Annotated in this window: 15 protein-coding genes; 5 read left to right on the top strand and 10 right to left on the bottom strand. The window is 63.9% G+C overall.

What is annotated here, in order from left to right; genetic code table 11:
- Positions 1-26: 26 nt before the first annotated feature.
- Complete coding sequence (locus tag JI749_RS14260) at positions 27-2,741, bottom strand: DUF2339 domain-containing protein (protein WP_201655235.1); 2,715 nt, start codon at positions 2,739-2,741, stop codon at positions 27-29.
- 170 nt (positions 2,742-2,911) lie between these two features.
- Between JI749_RS14260 and JI749_RS14255 the strand changes: the two genes are divergently transcribed.
- A complete protein-coding gene (locus tag JI749_RS14255) occupies positions 2,912-4,135 on the top strand; it encodes an acyltransferase family protein (RefSeq protein WP_201655232.1) in 1,224 nt (407 codons plus the stop codon).
- 57 nt (positions 4,136-4,192) lie between these two features.
- Positions 4,193-5,395 carry an acyltransferase family protein gene (locus tag JI749_RS14250; protein WP_267911648.1) on the top strand — a complete coding sequence of 401 codons (1,203 nt, stop codon included), beginning with the start codon at positions 4,193-4,195 and terminating at the stop codon, positions 5,393-5,395.
- Here the strand turns inward: JI749_RS14250 and JI749_RS14245 are convergent.
- The 4 genes from JI749_RS14245 to JI749_RS14230 form a co-directional block, all read right to left on the bottom strand.
- Positions 5,392-5,877 carry a TspO/MBR family protein gene (locus JI749_RS14245; RefSeq protein ID WP_201655229.1) on the bottom strand — a complete coding sequence of 162 codons (486 nt, stop codon included), beginning with the start codon at positions 5,875-5,877 and terminating at the stop codon, positions 5,392-5,394. The two genes, JI749_RS14250 and JI749_RS14245, sit on opposite strands and share 4 nt — an antisense overlap.
- A 63-nt stretch (positions 5,878-5,940) precedes the next feature.
- Positions 5,941-6,333, bottom strand: coding sequence for a hypothetical protein (locus JI749_RS14240; protein WP_201655226.1), 393 nt, complete (start codon positions 6,331-6,333; stop codon positions 5,941-5,943).
- The gene (locus JI749_RS14235; protein ID WP_201655224.1) at positions 6,330-7,622 is read right to left on the bottom strand and encodes an RsmB/NOP family class I SAM-dependent RNA methyltransferase; all 1,293 of its coding nucleotides are present in this window, start codon (positions 7,620-7,622) and stop codon (positions 6,330-6,332) included. The genes JI749_RS14240 and JI749_RS14235 overlap by 4 nt, the downstream gene beginning before the upstream one ends.
- Positions 7,623-8,060, bottom strand: coding sequence for an MAPEG family protein (locus JI749_RS14230; RefSeq protein ID WP_201655221.1), 438 nt, complete (start codon positions 8,058-8,060; stop codon positions 7,623-7,625).
- Positions 8,061-8,228: 168 nt separating this feature from the next.
- On the opposite strand from JI749_RS14230, the gene JI749_RS14225 reads away from it, so the two are divergent.
- Positions 8,229-9,491 carry a hemolysin family protein gene (locus JI749_RS14225; protein ID WP_201662865.1) on the top strand — a complete coding sequence of 421 codons (1,263 nt, stop codon included), beginning with the start codon at positions 8,229-8,231 and terminating at the stop codon, positions 9,489-9,491.
- 62 nt (positions 9,492-9,553) lie between these two features.
- Here the strand turns inward: JI749_RS14225 and JI749_RS14220 are convergent, their stop codons facing one another.
- The 4 genes from JI749_RS14220 to JI749_RS14205 all read right to left on the bottom strand — a co-directional run bounded on the left by JI749_RS14220 (position 9,554) and on the right by JI749_RS14205 (position 13,233).
- Positions 9,554-10,147 carry a GNAT family N-acetyltransferase gene (locus JI749_RS14220; RefSeq protein WP_201655218.1) on the bottom strand — a complete coding sequence of 198 codons (594 nt, stop codon included), beginning with the start codon at positions 10,145-10,147 and terminating at the stop codon, positions 9,554-9,556.
- Complete coding sequence (locus tag JI749_RS14215) at positions 10,147-10,896, bottom strand: SDR family NAD(P)-dependent oxidoreductase (protein ID WP_201655215.1); 750 nt, start codon at positions 10,894-10,896, stop codon at positions 10,147-10,149. The genes JI749_RS14220 and JI749_RS14215 overlap by 1 nt, the downstream gene beginning before the upstream one ends.
- Positions 10,896-12,392, bottom strand: a complete 1,497-nt coding sequence (gene purF / locus JI749_RS14210; RefSeq protein WP_407644883.1) for an amidophosphoribosyltransferase — start codon at positions 12,390-12,392, stop codon at positions 10,896-10,898. The genes JI749_RS14215 and purF overlap by 1 nt, the downstream gene beginning before the upstream one ends.
- Positions 12,393-12,597: 205 nt before the next feature.
- Positions 12,598-13,233, bottom strand: coding sequence for a CvpA family protein (locus JI749_RS14205; RefSeq protein WP_201655211.1), 636 nt, complete (start codon positions 13,231-13,233; stop codon positions 12,598-12,600).
- A gap of 157 nt (positions 13,234-13,390) precedes the next feature.
- Between JI749_RS14205 and JI749_RS14200 the strand changes: the two genes are divergently transcribed.
- Together JI749_RS14200 and JI749_RS14195 are read left to right on the top strand one after the other, a co-directional pair.
- On the top strand, positions 13,391-13,945 hold the full coding sequence (locus JI749_RS14200) for a GNAT family N-acetyltransferase (RefSeq protein WP_201655208.1): 555 nt from the start codon (positions 13,391-13,393) through the stop codon (positions 13,943-13,945).
- Positions 13,946-13,974: 29 nt separating this feature from the next.
- Entirely contained in the window at positions 13,975-14,343 is a 369-nt protein-coding gene (locus tag JI749_RS14195; RefSeq protein WP_233280769.1) for a DUF2200 domain-containing protein, read from the top strand.
- A gap of 1 nt (position 14,344) precedes the next feature.
- Here JI749_RS14195 and radA read toward each other — a convergent pair whose 3' ends face one another.
- On the bottom strand, positions 14,345-15,745 hold the full coding sequence (radA, locus tag JI749_RS14190) for a DNA repair protein RadA (protein WP_201655205.1): 1,401 nt from the start codon (positions 15,743-15,745) through the stop codon (positions 14,345-14,347).

Genomic DNA, 15,745 nt, shown 5'->3' with positions numbered 1-15,745 from the left:
CGCCGCGCGGCAGATTCCGCAAGCAGTCAGGTTGCAGGACTGGGTTGCTCCGGCGTTTTTCGGCCAAGGCCGAACACGAAGCGGGCATAAAGCCAGCTGATGGCGAGGAACGACAGGCCCATGCCCAGAAACGACAGGACGCGCCACAGCCCTTCCAGGTCTGCCGCGTCGAACAGGAACACCTTGATAGTCGCCGCGAGGACGAACACGAACGAGAGAGCGCGCGCGCCCAGGTTCCGGATCACAACGCCGATGATCAGCAGCGCAGCACCGAAAGCCAGCATGGCGATCGAATAGGTGTAGGACTCCGCATCCCACGTTGGCCCCTGAAGATCCAGCGGGTGGAAGGCGTGCCGGATGTCGAGCACCATCAGCGTGAAAAGGAATACGACGGCCGCGATCGAAATTGCGATACCCGTGCGGGCGATGGGCAACCGCGCGTCCTGCCGGACGAACCAGCCAATGGCCAGCAGTGCCAGCGAGGGCAAGCCGAGCGACAGCAGCGACATGTTGAAGACGGGAGCGCCGGCAATTTCTTGATAGGGCCAGAATGTGTAGACCGGCAGCACGACGCTCAGGGCCATTGCCAGGGTGGTGGCCACGGCGACGGCCAAGCCCCCGAAATAGAGCGTGCGCCGCAGCCAACGCCGTCCGGCATAGATAGCTGCCGCGGCAAGGGCCAGCTCGGGTAGGGCGATCTTTGCGATAGTGCTGTGAGCAGTGCGCATTGTTGCCGCATCGGCGCCCCCCAGCACCAGGAAACCGATGGCGGCCACCGCAATGCCGCCGACATCCAGGCAGTCGGCGAAGACATCGGCATCGTCCCGCCTGAACAGGTAGCCGGCGCCCAGAAAAGCCAGGCCGGGCAGGATCAGGAGAACCCAAGGCGAATCCGATAGCGACGGTGCGAAGGCATAGGCCGGATCGAAGGAGAAGGCGGCGGTCGATCCGGTCGCATTGAAAGCACCGACGATCAGCAGCGCATAGATTGCCGAGAGCCCAATGGCCACCGTGCGCAGCGCGCCAACGCCGGTGCGGCGATGCACATAGGCGAGACCGAGGACTTCCAGGGCTGCCGCGGCGGGGTAGTAGAGCGGATCGAGTTCGAGCACGACCACGAGCGACAGGAAGGCTGTCACTGCGGATGCGAGGATGGCATAGACGCGATCGCGGACCGCCGCATCTTCAGTGGCAGGTCCGAACCGCCACAGCAGGGCCAACAGGGCTGCCGCCAATGCCAGGGCGCCGAGCGCCCAGGAGTGTGGCTGGTCGAGTGCGCCTTGCCAGCCCACTGTCTTGCTCAGGGCCATGATATAGAAAAAGAGCGCGACAAAGGCAGCAGTGCCCGAGGCGAGCAGCGGTGTCTGCAAACGCCGGAACTGGTCCAGGGCGAAAAGGCCGAAGATCGCGGCGGCGGCAATGATGATCAGCGTCGCCGCCGGTTCGCTGTTCTCCCATCCCAGCATGGCCACTGCGGTAGCCGCCAGCGGCGCCAGCGGCAGATAGCGCATGGCTACGGGCCAAATGAAAGCCAGGGCAACGGCCGCAGCGCCGAACACCAGGAGGCCCTGCCAGAATGGCAGCGCATAGCCCGATTGAACCAGGAATGCCGCAAAGCCAAGGCTGCTGAGCGCCACGGCCGCGACAACGGCTTGCCCAGGATTGGTCGGTTCGCCCCTGCGCCCCTGCGCCGACACGGGCCGATCCGCAATCGACCAGCTTGGATAGGCAGCCACCAGGACAATTGCGGACACCGCGAACAGGAACGCCGTTCCCCAGATGTGGTCGGTCTCGAAGCCGGGCAGGGAAGCCCAGGCGGCAATCCAAACCAGCGGCCCCAGCAGGGCGACCAGCGCGATGTTCCACCAACCCTTGCGCTGTATAACGAAGAAAATGCCGACGAGGATGGCGGTGAGATAGGCGAACAGAACTGCCGAGGAGGGTTGCTCGCTGGGCATCAGCGCCGGCGTCACATAGCCACCCAGCATGCCGACAATGGCCACAGTGCGGCCAAAGATCAGGGCGATCGCGATACCGGCGGCAGTAGCTGCGGCCATAGCGATGAACCCGGCTGTGATCGGCACCAGTTCGTAGATCACGGAAGCCAGGTATGCGGTGGCGACCAGCGTCGCGACGCCGGCAGCGGCCAGCGCGGCGGCAATGGCGGGACCATTGTCGAGCTTGACGCGGCGCCGTACCAATTCGGCGGCAATCAGGAAGCCGAACGCTGCCAGAAGGACTGCGAAAACGCGGAAGGCCGGCGTCAGCAGGCCTGCTTCGATCGAGTAGCGGACGAAGAAGAAGCCGGCGAGCGACAGGGCCAGTGCACCCAGCCAAACCGGTAGGCGGACACCGATGAAACGCTCCCAGTCGAACTGCGGGCGCGGCGAAGCAACCGCTGCAGGCGTAGTCGCGGCCGCTGCCCACCCGCCATCCAGGGGCTCGGCGGGTTCTGGCTCGTCTGCAATATGATCGGGTTGTTCGGGCGGGGGGTCGGCTGGCTCGACCGGTTCGACGACAGATTCGGCCTCGGGCACGTCCACGGGGACGGCAGCCGGTGGCGTTGTCGTAACAGGGTCGGTCGGATGCAGCGCCCGGCGCTCGAGATTGTCGATGCGGACCTTGAGGCTCGCATTCTCGGCTGCCAGCCGGGCAACCCGGCCTGAATGGCCCACGGCCAAAATCAGGGCGACAACCGGCGCGATCAAATAGAACGCGCCCAGCAGTACCCCGAATGCCACCAATCCTTCCATCGCGCCCCCCCGACCGCAAAAAGCGCATGCGCTCCGCCGATGGTCAAGGGCGGCGGGGAAACTCTCCTCCGGCAAGCATCTTGGCTTGCGGTTCGCTTTTGGGGATGGCACCTGTATCGATTGCGGACAGGTGCTGAATGGCCCACCGGGAGGATAGTATGACACCTAGCCACGATCGCCTTTACGGGGCCGATTTTGTCCGCGCCAGCGCCTGCTTCGTCGTGCTGTTTCATCATCTCGCCCAGCGCATCGATTCCCGCAGCGCCCTTGGTGCCAATCCATTCGCCCAGGTATTCAACAGCGCGGGGGGGTTTGGCGTCGGCATGTTCTTCGTGCTGAGCGGTTTTCTCCTGGCCCGGCCGTTCTGGCAGGCACTCGACGCGGGCGCGCCCCTGCCTTCCCTTCGCGTCTATGCCATGCGCCGGGCAGCCCGCATCGTGCCTGGGTTCTGGCTCGCGCTCACGGTTACCTTCATCCTGAGTTTTACGGTGTTCGGCTTCGCGCTCGATGGCTGGCTGTGGCTGCGCTACGCCGCCGGACTGCTGCTGGTCAGTGATTGGCACTGGACGACGCTGTTTCCGGTCGAGATCAACGGTCCGCTCTGGTCCATCGGCTTCGAGGTCAGTTCCTATGTCATGCTGCCGCTGGGCTTTCTTGCCTTGTTTGCATTGGGGCAGGGCCGCTTGCGTTTCTGGCCGGGACGCGTGGCCTGGCTGGGCGTCATCGGCGTTGCCGTGTTTGCCCATTGGCTGTTCTACACCAATGTAGAAGTCGACCCCTTCAACAAGGGGTGGAACTACGGCCTGCAGGGTGGCGCCAAGACCTGGATGCCATGGTTCAACCCGTTCGGGTTTTTTGCCATGTTCGCCACCGGCGCCCTCGCCGCGGGGGTGCAGGTGAGCCTCGCCCGCGCCCGGTCGGTGGTGTTTGACATCGTGGCAGTCGTGGCCTTGGTCCTCACCGGCGCGACCGTATGGTTCCTGGGGCTGCGGGGCGGCGGCGAATTTTATGGCGTGCTGCGCGTACCCTACCAGTTCCCGGGCTTCCATCTGGTGCTTGGCCTGGCCTTGGCCGCTGCACCGTCAAGCCTGGTCGTGGGCCGGATTCTCGACAACCCGTTGATTGCCTGGCTCGCGCGCATTTCGTTTGGCATCTACGTCTGGCACTACCTTGTGCTGGAACTGGTGCGGCTCTATTGGGCACCCGAGATGGCGCATGGCACCATGGCCGATCCCATAAAATTTCTGATCGCCAGCCTGGTGATAACGGTTATCACCCTGGTGATTGCCTCGCTCTCGTGGCGGTGGCTGGAACTGCCCGTCATCAATTGGGCGCGCACGCTCGAGCAGCGTCGGCCAACCAGCCAGCGCATGCCTGCCTGACCGCAACGAACAGCTTGCCGCCGCCGTTTGCGCAGCAAACCGCAACAGGATTTCTCATTGACTCAACAGCGACTGCTTGGCGCAGATTTCCTGCGCGCCGCCGCCTGCTTGATGGTGCTGCTGCACCACCTGGCCTTCCGCATGGACATGCGCAATGTACCGGCCGCGGCCGAACCACTCATGCAGTTCCTGGTCATGGGCAGCTTCGGCGTCTCCATCTTCTTCGTGCTCAGCGGATTTCTGCTGGCGCGCCCTTTCTGGGTAGCGCTGGACCGGAGCGAACCGATGCCTTCGCTGCGCATCTACGCGCTGCGTCGTGCAGCGCGTATTCTGCCCGGCTTCTGGCTTGCGCTGGTGGTAAGCCTCGTCTTCAGCATCACCATCAGCGGATCGCCGCTCGATGGCGAGCATATCACTCGGTTCTTCGCCGGCTTCTTCCTGGTCAGCGATTGGCACTGGCTGACCTTATTCCCCGTCGACAATAACGGACCGCTCTGGTCGATCGGCTTCGAAGTCACGTCCTACCTGCTGCTGCCATGCTGCTTGGCCCTGCTTTTCGCCTTCCAAGTGCGGGGCTGGCCGGCTCGATTTGCCTGGCTCTGCGTCATCGCGGCTATCTTGCTGATGCACTGGCTCGTGGTGCAGTGGGCGCCAATCGACGAGGTGGAGCGTGGGTGGGAGCATGGCCTGGTCGGTGGTGCCAAGGCCTGGATGCCGCGCTTCAACCCAATTGGCTTCTTCGCCATTTTTGCCCTCGGGGCCCTGGCAGCCGGGGTCCAGGTCAGGGTAGCGGGTCTGCGACACTGGGTGTTCGACCTTCTTGGCCTCGCGGCCATCTGTGCCATTGCATGGCTGATTGCCGCCCACATGGGCGGCCTCACCGAGGGCTTCGGATGTCTCGGCATCCCCTATGGCTACCCGTGGATGCCCCTGGCCACCGGCTTGGCACTGGTCGCCCTGCCTTCATCCATCATGGCCGGCAGGATTGTCGACAACCGGGTCGCGCGCTACGTCGCCCAGATTTCGTTCGGCATCTATATCTGGCACTTCCTTGTCATCGGATTGATGGCGCGGCTGCTGCCGCCCAGCTTCAAAACCGGCGATGAGGGCGGCTGGACGATCTGGTTGTGGTCGAGCGCCGCTGCGATTGCTCTCAGCGTCGCGATCGCGACGCTGAGCTTTCACCTTCTGGAGCAGCCGGCTGTGCGTTGGGCCCGCGGGCTGGAAGATAGAAGAAGGGTCGCGCCCGCGCTGGCCTAGTTGAGGATGGCGATGGACAGGTTCAACAGCGACGCGAAGCTCACCCATGCCAGATACGGCACGAACAACCACGAAGCGATGGCATCGTATTTCCGGGCAACGACGATAAAGGCGACGATCAGCGCCAGAATGGCAACAATCACGGCGAAGGCCGGCCACAGCATCTGACCCAGGAACCAGATCGGTGACCAAGCCCAGTTGAAGGCCATCTGGGCGAACCAGACCTTCATGGCGTCGCTGCGCGGATCCACCATCCAGATGCGCCAGCCGGCCACGGCAATCGTCACGTAAAGCGTGAACCAGACCGGCCCGAAGATCCAGTTCGGCGGATTGAATGGCGGCTTTTCGAGGCTTTCGTACCAAGCGCCAGGCACCGATTGCGTACCGATCAGGGCGCCGACGCCGATTACCACGACGAGGAATATGCCCAGCGTCAGCCAGGGGCGAGGGGTCTTGTAGTCTGCCAGGGAAGGAACGGTCATGGGATTCACGCAGATTGGGATGCTATTCCCATGTGAACGTGGCAGCGCTCCGATGAGTTTCACCTATTCGGTGATCGTGCAGTCCCCACGCGCTATGGTCAGCGAGCCGGTCTGGCCGTCGGCTGCCACATAGTCCACCACGACGTCGGATTCGTCTTCCGACCAGGCGGCCTTGACGTCGGCGAATAGTGGCTTGCGGCTTTCCAGCGCCAGGGGGCAGCCCGTGCGGACGCCTTGCACATCGAGGATAGCAACGCGGTCGCAACCGGACCCGCCACAGAGCTCTCCCAACTCGATCCGCGCGGTGCCCGACGGGGAAACCAGATCATGTCGCGTGTCAGGCGCAGGGAACATGAACCAGACAGACGCAAACGCTGCCGCAACCAATGCCGTCGCCCCGGCAACAAAGGCCCAGAGCGGGACGCCACTCTCCTGATTATCCGGTGCGAGCGTCATGCCGGTTTTCTCAGGGCGTTGAAGTAGAACCCGTCGGTACCGGTCAACCGCGGCGTCAGCGCAACGCCGCCATGGGCAGTTTCAAGATCGTCGGGCAGTTCGGTCGCGAAAGCGCCCTGCCACAACGCATCGGCTGGAATCGAAGCGAAGCCCGGATGGTCGGCGATGAAGGCCGCGACCTGGTCGTCGTTCTCCTCGGGCAGGATCGAGCAGGTGATGTAGACCAGCGTGCCACCCGGCTTCAGGAAGCGCTGTCCTTCCTGCAGAATTGCGGCCTGCTCTGTCATTCGCTGGGCCAGGAGGTCGGGACTCAGCTTCCACTTCGTGTCCGGCCGACGTCGCCAGGTGCCGGTGCCGGTGCAGGGCGCGTCGATCACCACCCGGTCCATCTTGCCCACCAGGTCATCCAGCGCGCCCGGCTGCGGGGCGCGAACCTGCACGTTGCGGGCCCCATTGCGTTTCAACCGGTCATAGATCGGCGCCAGGCGATTGCGGTCGCTGTCATAGGCGAAGATCTGGCCCTTGTTCATCATCGCCGCCGCCAGTGCCAGGGTCTTGCCGCCGGCTCCGGCGCAGAGGTCCAGCACTTGTTCACCGGGCCTGGCGCCAGCCAGTGCCGCCACGATCTGGCTGCCGTGGTCCTGCACCTCGAACCAGCCCTTGAGGTAGCCCTCGTCGGTAGTGACGTTGGGCGTCCGCGCGTCGCGCAGCCCTGCCGGCATGGTGACACCCAGCGGCGAGACGGCGGTTTCGGCCGGCGCGAACCGGGCCAGCGCCTTCATCACCCGGTCGCGCGTCGACTTGAGCGTATTGACTCGGAGGTCCAGCGATGGACGGCCCGCCATGTCCTGGCCCTCGGCGATCCAGTTGTCGCCAAAGCCGCGCTGCAGTGACGGTGCGAGCCATTCCGGTACGTCTGCCAGCACCCAGCCCGGCGTATCGTCGTTCAACTGGCCGGTCACGCGCGCGATCTCGTCCTCGCTCAGCGGATCGGGCGCATGGCTATCGGCGGCGAAGCTTTCGTTGAGTGCGGCCGGGTCCTCTTGCCAGTCGCGCACGGCGACCGCGAGCACCAAAGCCCTGGGGCTATCGCTGCCCATAAGCGCGGCATGCGACGCCCGGCGGCGCAGCGCGTCATAGACAAGGTTGCCGATGGCAGCGCGATCGCCAGCCCCCGCAAAGCGGTTATTGAGACCCCAGGCCTTGAGGGCCTCCGACACGGGGCGCTTGCGCGTCTCGATGTCGTCAAGCACGGCAATGGCGGCGGACAGGCGGCCGGGCAGGCGCATTCACATACTCGGAGCTAGAACAACAAGTCTGAGCACGAGCCATAGCCACAGAAGCGCCAGCACCACAAGGCCCGCGGTATAGACGGCAAAGCGGCGATACACCCGGTTGGTGGTGACGTGGATCGCCGCATGGACATATCGCAAGGCCACGAACAGCCAGGCCAGAACCAGCTCGACCCATCCAGCACCACCGCTCCAAAGCGCCAGCAAAGCGGAAACATAGAACAATACCGGGAGCTGGAACTGGTTGTCGAAGCTGTTGGACAACAACCTTGCCCTGAGCGGATAGGCGTCGCGATCCACCGCAACGTCCTTGACGGCGATCTCGCCCCGCGCCACGCGCGGCACCCGTTCAATGCCCATCCAGACAAGGATGCCGAATGTCAGAAGGACCTGGAAGGCGATGGCGAGAATAAGCAGTTTGTCGATAAGTGACATGGATCGTCCTCTGGCTCGCCTTCAACGCGCGGGCACGGTGGGGGTCGCGACATATTTTCCGCGCCCATGGTGCAACCGGTTGGTTTGCTCTTATATTCACCCGGCTTAAGCGACCCGATGCTGAGTGCGGGGCCGCATTCCAATGAAAAGACATTGTTCGTAGAAATATTGATCGTCGTCGTCCTCACCATCGTCAACGGCCTGTTGGCGATGTCGGAGCTGGCAGTGGTTTCCGCTCGTCCGGCTCGCCTGCGCGCCATGGCGGAGCAGGGCAACAATGGCGCGGCGACCGCTATCCAGCTTGCCGAGGATCCTGGCAAGTTTCTCTCCTCCGTGCAGATTGGCATAACGCTGGTCGGCATCCTCTCCGGTGCGTTTTCCGGCGCCACGCTTGGCCTGCGCCTGACGGTCTGGCTCGAATCGGTTGGCGTTTCCCGCAGCGTCGCCGATGTGTTGGGCGTCGGCGTGGTCGTTGTCCTGATCACCTATATCTCGCTGATCATTGGCGAATTGGTGCCCAAGCAGATCGCGCTGCGGGACGCCGAGGGCGTTGCGGCGCGCGTCGCCCCGTCGATGAAGCTGCTTGCCGCAATCGGCTCGCCACTGGTCTGGATCCTCGACATTTCCGGCAAGCTGGTCCTGAGCCTGCTGGGCCAGGGTGGCGAGGCCGAGGAAAAGGTCACCGAAGAAGAGGTCAAGACCATCATCGCCGAGGCCACCACGGCAGGCGTGATCGAAAGCGACGAGCACTCGATGATTTCGGGTGTGATGCGCCTGGCAGACCGGTCGGCACGCGGTTTGATGACCCCGCGCCTCGATGTTGACGTGGTCGACCTCAGCGACGAGAGCGACGAAATCCGTCGCACGATCCTGAGTACCCACCGGTCGCGCCTGCTGGTGCAGGACGGCGACGCCGACTCCATCATCGGCGTGGTCGCCATCAAGGACATTATCGGCGTCTTCGCCAACGGCCTGCCGCTCGACATTCGCCGTTTCGTCCAACCGGTGCCCGTTGTCATGGAACACGCCGATGCGCTCGACGTCGTGCGGGCTATCCGTAACTCCACCGTACACATGGCCCTAGTGGTGGACGAATACGGTCACTTCGAGGGCATCGTGACCTCCGGCGATATCCTCGAAGTCATCACCGGCGTGTTCCAGGAAGAGACCGGAGATGATCCGGCAATCGTCAAGCGCGATGACGGTTCCTATCTGGTAGCGGGCTGGATGCCCGTGGATGAGTTCGGCGACAAGCTCAAGATCGCCATTCCACGCGACGCCAAATACGAGACGGTGGCCGGCTACGTGCTCTCCATCATCAACCACCTGCCGACGGTGGGAGAGACCTTTGAGCACAATGGCTGGAAGTTCGAAGTGCTGGACCTCGACGGCCGTCGCATCGACAAAGTGCTGATGACGCAGTTGCAGTAACGGCGCCGCCGCCAAGGTGCACCCTCTTGGCCTCACCCGAGGCCGGGAGGTTAGCCTCTAGACTACAGCGTCATCCCGAACCAGACGGCACCCTCGGTGCGCAGCGGCGTGAAGTTCTTGCTCCAGAAGGCGATGCCGCCCTTGTTCGTCGGGCTCGCGCCCAGGTGAATGCCGGCAACACCTGCATGCTTAGCCCGGGCGACCCAAAGCTCCAGCAGCCCGCTGCCCACCCGCTGCCCACGCAGCCGGGGCAACAGATTCATGTGAATGTGAGCGGGATACTGCGCCACGATATCGGGCGGGTTCTCGCTCGGCTCGCGGATGAGGGCGATGCGCTCTCGGTCCGCCGGCGTCAGCTCGGATTGAGGCACCATGTCATAGCGCTCCCGTAATGCCGGCCACCAGTCGCGTTCCAGCTTTGCCGCGAATGCGTTGGTGTCATGCGTGCCCACCACGTAACCGGCGACACCGTCTCCATCTTCGGCGACAAAAACGTTGTCGGGCTCAAGCACGCCATAGGGTGCGGAGTAGATATGGCCAAGCAGTTGCCCGTCATTGTGCAGCGCGCTCGCATCCTCGCCCGAAGCGCCGGTAAGCAGGCAAATCTGGTAGAGCGCGTCGAGATCCCCAGCGCGATAGGGGCGCAGCTCGACCATCAGATCTCCTCGAAGGCGCCCGTTTCGGTATTGAACACCTTGCCGCTTTCCTTCAGCGACGGGCTCAGCAGGTCGACAAGCTTTGGCGCGATGTCGCCTGGCTTGGGCAGCGTGTCGGGATTTTCGCCCGGCATGGCCTTGGCGCGCATCGCGGTCCGTACGGCGCCCGGGTAGAACACGTTGACCTTGACCTTGGTCTGCGCCACTTCGCCGGCATAGGACTTGGCCATGGCGTCGACCGCCGCCTTGCTGGCTGCATAGAGGCCCCAGAACGGCCTAGCCGAGCGGGCAGAGGAAGACGACACGAAGACTGCGCGACCCGCTGCCGACTGGCGCAGCAACAGGTCCGTCGCCCGCAGCAGGCGATAATTGGCGGTGACGTTGACCGCCATCACCTTCTCGAAATCCTCGGGCTTCACATGAGGCAGGGGGCTCAGCACGCCGAGCTGGCCCGCATTGGCAATCAGCCCGTCCAGCGCACCCCAGCGCTCGAAGATGGCCGCGCCGAGCCGGTCGATGGCGTCGCCATCCCGCAGGTCGAGCGGCACCAGCGTAGTCGAAGATCCCAGATCCTGGATTTCGTCATCGAGCTCCTCGAGCCCACCCACCGTGCGGGCCACGGCCACTACATGGGCGCCGCGCCGGGCTGCTTCGATGGCGGCGGCATAGCCGATGCCCCGTGAGGCGCCGGTAACGAGGATGACCTTGCCAGCCAGATCCTGGCCGGTTCGATCCTGTGTTCCAGCCATTAACCGGCCTCTTTGAGCAGGGAGATCTGTTTGGGCTCGTTTTTGACCCGACCACTCAGGTCGGTCAACTGCGTCGGATAGTCGCCCGTAAAGTAGTGGTCGGTGAACTGCGGCGATTGCGGATTGCGCTTCTCGCCGCCCACTGCGTCATAGAGGCCGTCGATCGACAGGAATTCCAGCGAGTCCGCGCCGATGAACTTGCACATGGATTCCAGGCTGTCATGCTGGTTGGCCAGCAGCTTTTCCGGATCCGGCGTGTCGATGCCATAATAGTCCGAATAGTAGATCATCGGGCTGGCGACGCGGATATGGACCTCGGTGGCGCCGGCATCGCGCATCATCTGCACGATCTTGACCGAGGTCGTGCCACGAACGATGGAGTCGTCGATCAGCACCACGCGCTTGCCCGCGATCTCGGCGCGGTTGGCCGAGTGCTTGAGCTTGACGCCGAAGGCGCGGATCGACTGCGTCGGCTCGATGAAGGTGCGGCCCACATAGTGGTTGCGGATGATGCCCAGCTCGAATGGGATGCCGCTGGCCTGTGCGAAGCCGATAGCCGCGGGCGTACCACCATCGGGCACCGGCACCACCACGTCGGCCTCGACCGGCGCTTCCTTAGCCAGATTCATGCCCATGCGCTTGCGGGCCGAGTAAACGCTGCGGCCGGCCACGACGGAGTCGGGGCGGGCGAAATAGACATATTCGAACAGGCACGGCCGTTCCGGCTGCGGCCGCGCCGGCTTGCGGGCTTCGATCGTGATCGAGCCATCGGGCTGCAACTCGCAGACCACGACTTCACCATTCTCGACGTCGCGGATGTATTTTGCGCCGATCATGTCGAGCGCGCAGGTCTCCGAGCAGAAGATCGGCTTGCCGTCGAGCTCGCCCATCACCAGCGGACGGATGCCGATGGGGTCACGCGCTGCGATCAGCTTGGTGCGGGTCATCGCCAGCATGGCATAGCCGCCCTCCATCTGCCGGATGGCATCGATGAAGCGGTCGGTGGTAGAGCTGTGGCGCGAGCGCGCCACCAGATGCAGTACGACTTCGGTGTCCGATGTGGACTGGCAGATGGCGCCGGTGGCGATGATCTGCCGGCGCAGCGTCAAGCCATTGGTGAAATTGCCATTGTGTGCGATGGCAATGCCGCCGTCCTCGAGCTCGGCAAAAAGCGGCTGAACGTTGCGTAGCGCGACTTCGCCAGTCGTCGAGTAGCGCGTGTGGCCGATGGCGATGGAGCCTGGCAGCTTGGCGAGCAGGGCGGGGTCCGTATAGTGGTCGCCGACCAGGCCCATGCGCTTCTCGGTGAAGAACTGGCGGCCGTCGAAGCTGACGATGCCGGCAGCCTCCTGGCCGCGATGCTGGAGGGCATGCAGCCCCAGTGCCGTCAGCGTCGAGGCATCGCTATGCCCCAAAATGCCAAACACGCCGCACTCTTCATGCAGCGTGTCGCCTTCAAGCTCGTCCAAGAAACTGTCATCGCTCGGATGGTTCACCGGGCTCTCCATGCAATGCTGCCTCAACCGCAGGCTCGGGCGCTTCGCCGGAAGTGGACAAACGCCTCACAAATGTCGTGCCGCCAATGGCGACAGGGCCAAAAGGTAAGTTGGTTCTTCCCCATAGCCCATTTCAAGGTTCCAGACCAATGCCTCACGAGGCGGTCAGGGTTGTGGCGAGCGCGTCGCGCTCACCACATTATGATCAGGTCTGCGTTGCGGGTACGGCAGCGGGCGGGGTGGTGGCCGCCGGCGCCTCCACCGTGCCATCCTCATTGGCGTCCGTGCCTTCGTCCACCGCGGCGGGGGATTCGGCATCTTCGGTGAGGCCGGTACCGCCCTTGAGCATGTCGGTGACCTGCTCTTCCAGCCCCTCCGGCAGGAGCGAAATCAGCGTCTGGCCCATATTCTGCAGATGGGGCAGGGATTGCGATTCCGCCGCCCAGCTTGGCAGGTTGTTGGGCAGCAGCCAGGTGCCGAAAATCGTGATGACGATGGCAATCAGGATGCCGCGCAGTACGCCGAACACGAAGCCCAATGTCCGGTCGATCGGCCCAACGCGGCTGTCGACCACGAAATCAGCGATGCGCATGGTCAACAAGTGCAAGACGATCAGCGCCACGATGAAGGTCACCACGACGGTCGCAATGTCGGCCACGATCTGCTCGGCAATATACTGCCGGGCGATCTCGGGATGATACTGCCACATGTAGATGGCGATAGCGGCCGAGCCGGCCCAGGTTGCCAGCGACAGGACTTCGCGGGTCAAGCCGCGGGCCGTGGCGAGGATCGCCGAAATCAAGACAAGAACGCCGACGCCGACGTCGAATGCGGTCAACATGGATCTGGGCCCGCCCAATGCAAGTTCTGCCCCCGTTTAGCCGCTTCTGCTGGCAAAGCCAAGCGGTGCGGGCTTCTCACTGCGCGATGTTCACGGAATCGGCAACGGCGCAACAATCCGCTTCCCATTTTCGGCAAAAATGCCCCAGGCTCAGCGCATGGCACAGCTCAGCATCTTCACCGATTCAAACCTGCCCGAAGCGCACGAGCACCAGATTCGTTCGTTCATTCGGCTGCATTGGCATGATGAGTACCAATACAATCTCGACGGTCCGCTGGTGCCGCACGAACGCCATCCGACCCATATCGTCATGGCAGAAAGGCATGCTCTGTTCAGCCATGCCCGGGTCATCTGGGTGCCGTTCGAACATGGCGGGCAGACCTGGCGGCTTTACTGCCTGGGCGACGTCTTTACATACCCCGCCTTCCGCCAGCGCGGCTTCGGCGCGACCGTCACCGCGGCGGCCACTGGGCGCATCCGGGATGATGCCGATGCCGATATCGCCATCCTGTTTTGTGACCCTGACAATGCCGATTTCTACGCCCGCCACGGCTGGGTCGCGGCGCCGAACCTGCATGCTACCAAGGGGTTCGGCGAAGATCGCGACGCGCAGGAGGGCCTTCCGATGCTGCTCCTCCTGTCCGAGCGCGCGCAGCGGCTGCGCCCCGACCAATCTGGCCAGACCTGGGAACTGCCCGGCTACGGCTGGTAGGACGGGCAGGGGCCGGCTATGCTGGCGCCATGAACAGCAAGAACAATCAGCGCCTTTATGCCATGAGTGTGGCCAGCGTCTATCGGCTCTATGTGGAGAAGGTAGAGAGGAAGGGGCGCAGCAAGGCCGAGGTCGATGAGGTGATCCGCTGGCTCACCGGCCACACGCAGGAATCACTCGATCGCGAACTGGCCAACAAGACCACGTTCGAGACCTTCTTCGCCGAGGCCCGCCTCAACCCCGCGCGCGAACTCATCACCGGATCGGTCTGCGGGGTGAAGCTCGCCGAGATCGACGAGCCGCTGTTGAAGGAAATCCGCTATCTCGACAAGCTCGTTGACGAGTTGGCGAAGGGCCGCCCGATGGCCAAGATATTGCGCCAGCCGGCGGAGGCCTAGCCTACCACTCGTCGCGGGCGGGCTCGCGCGGCTTGCCATTGGCCGCGATCCGTCCGACCAACTCGGACAGCGCATTGAATTCGGACACTTCGAGCCCCGACGCACGATCCGCCGTGCCGAGCCGACCGGTCGAGACGGACTTGAACCCCAGTTTCTGGGCCTCGCGCAGTCGTAGCGAACCATGCGCAACGGGTCGAATTCCGCCTGCCAGCGAAATCTCTCCGAAATAGACCGCGTCGGTCGGTAGCGGCGAACTGGTCAGCGAGGAAATCAGCGCCGCCGCCACGGCAAGGTCGGCCGCCGGCTCGTTGATCTTCAACCCACCGGCAACATTGAGATAGATGTCGTTGGCGCCGATGCGCACGCCGCAGCGCGTTTCCAGCACCGCCAACACCATGGAGAGGCGCGAACTGTCCCAGCCCACCACGGCACGCCGGGGCGTGCCGAGAGGCGAGGGGGCGACCAGCGCCTGGATTTCGATAAGCAGAGGGCGCGTACCCTCCATGCCGGCAAACACAGCCGAACCGGCCGCGCCTTCGTCGCGTTGGTCGAGGAACAGGGCCGAGGGATTGGCGACTTGTTCGAGACCGAGTTCGGTCATGGCGAACACGCCGATCTCGTCGGTCGCGCCATAGCGGTTCTTGACGCCGCGCAGGATGCGGAAGGTGTGGCTGGCATCGCCCTCGAAATAGAGCACGGCGTCGACCATGTGCTCGACCACGCGCGGTCCGGCAATCTGCCCGTCCTTGGTGACGTGGCCGACCAACACGACCGCCGCACCGCTTTTCTTGGCAAAGCGCGTCAGTGCCTGCGCCGAGGTTCGCACCTGCGTTACCGTGCCGGGCGCGCTGTCCACCCGGTCGGTCCACAGCGTCTGGATGGAATCGATGATGACCAGGTCAGGGGCAGGACCGTTTTCCAGCGTAGCGAGGATGATCTCGACGTTGGTCTCGGCCGCCAGCATTACGTTTGCCTCGCCCAGGCCCAGCCGCTGCGCCCGCAGGCGTACTTGCGCCACCGCTTCTTCGCCCGAGACGTAAACAACGCGCTTACCCTGATTGGCCAACGCGGCAGCCGATTGGAGCAGCAGTGTCGACTTGCCGATGCCTGGATCGCCGCCTACCAGCAGAGCCGAGCCCTTTACGAAGCCGCCGCCGGTCACCCGGTCGAGTTCAGAAAGCCCCGTCACCACGCGCGCGGCACTCTCGGTTTCGCCCGACAGGGGTACCAGATTGGTCGGGCGGCCGTTGGCCTTGGCCGATTTCGGCCCGGCGCCGACGCCGCTGTCGGCGATTTCCTCGACAATGGTGTTCCACTCGCCGCAGGCGTCGCAGCGCCCCTGCCATTGCATGGTCACCGCGCCGCACGCCTGGCAGACAAAGGTGGATCTGGATTTGGCCAA

The sequence above is a fragment of the Devosia oryziradicis genome, from assembly GCF_016698645.1.
In the GTDB taxonomy this organism is placed as follows: Bacteria; Pseudomonadota; Alphaproteobacteria; order Rhizobiales; family Devosiaceae; genus Devosia; species Devosia oryziradicis.
Note: the sequence above shows the minus strand (reverse complement) of the source record. Positions and strands in the feature narration are given on the sequence as shown.

Coding starts and splice junctions, on each gene's coding strand:
- JI749_RS14255 (WP_201655232.1), top strand. CDS start 2,912: ATGACACCTAGCCACGATCGCCTTTACGGGGCCGATTTTGTCCGCGCC.
- JI749_RS14245 (WP_201655229.1), bottom strand. CDS start 5,877: ATGACCGTTCCTTCCCTGGCAGACTACAAGACCCCTCGCCCCTGGCTG.
- JI749_RS14240 (WP_201655226.1), bottom strand. CDS start 6,333: ATGACGCTCGCACCGGATAATCAGGAGAGTGGCGTCCCGCTCTGGGCC.
- JI749_RS14235 (WP_201655224.1), bottom strand. CDS start 7,622: ATGCGCCTGCCCGGCCGCCTGTCCGCCGCCATTGCCGTGCTTGACGAC.
- JI749_RS14230 (WP_201655221.1), bottom strand. CDS start 8,060: ATGTCACTTATCGACAAACTGCTTATTCTCGCCATCGCCTTCCAGGTC.
- JI749_RS14220 (WP_201655218.1), bottom strand. CDS start 10,147: ATGGTCGAGCTGCGCCCCTATCGCGCTGGGGATCTCGACGCGCTCTAC.
- JI749_RS14215 (WP_201655215.1), bottom strand. CDS start 10,896: ATGGCTGGAACACAGGATCGAACCGGCCAGGATCTGGCTGGCAAGGTC.
- JI749_RS14205 (WP_201655211.1), bottom strand. CDS start 13,233: ATGTTGACCGCATTCGACGTCGGCGTCGGCGTTCTTGTCTTGATTTCG.
- JI749_RS14200 (WP_201655208.1), top strand. CDS start 13,391: ATGGCACAGCTCAGCATCTTCACCGATTCAAACCTGCCCGAAGCGCAC.
- JI749_RS14195 (WP_233280769.1), top strand. CDS start 13,975: ATGAACAGCAAGAACAATCAGCGCCTTTATGCCATGAGTGTGGCCAGC.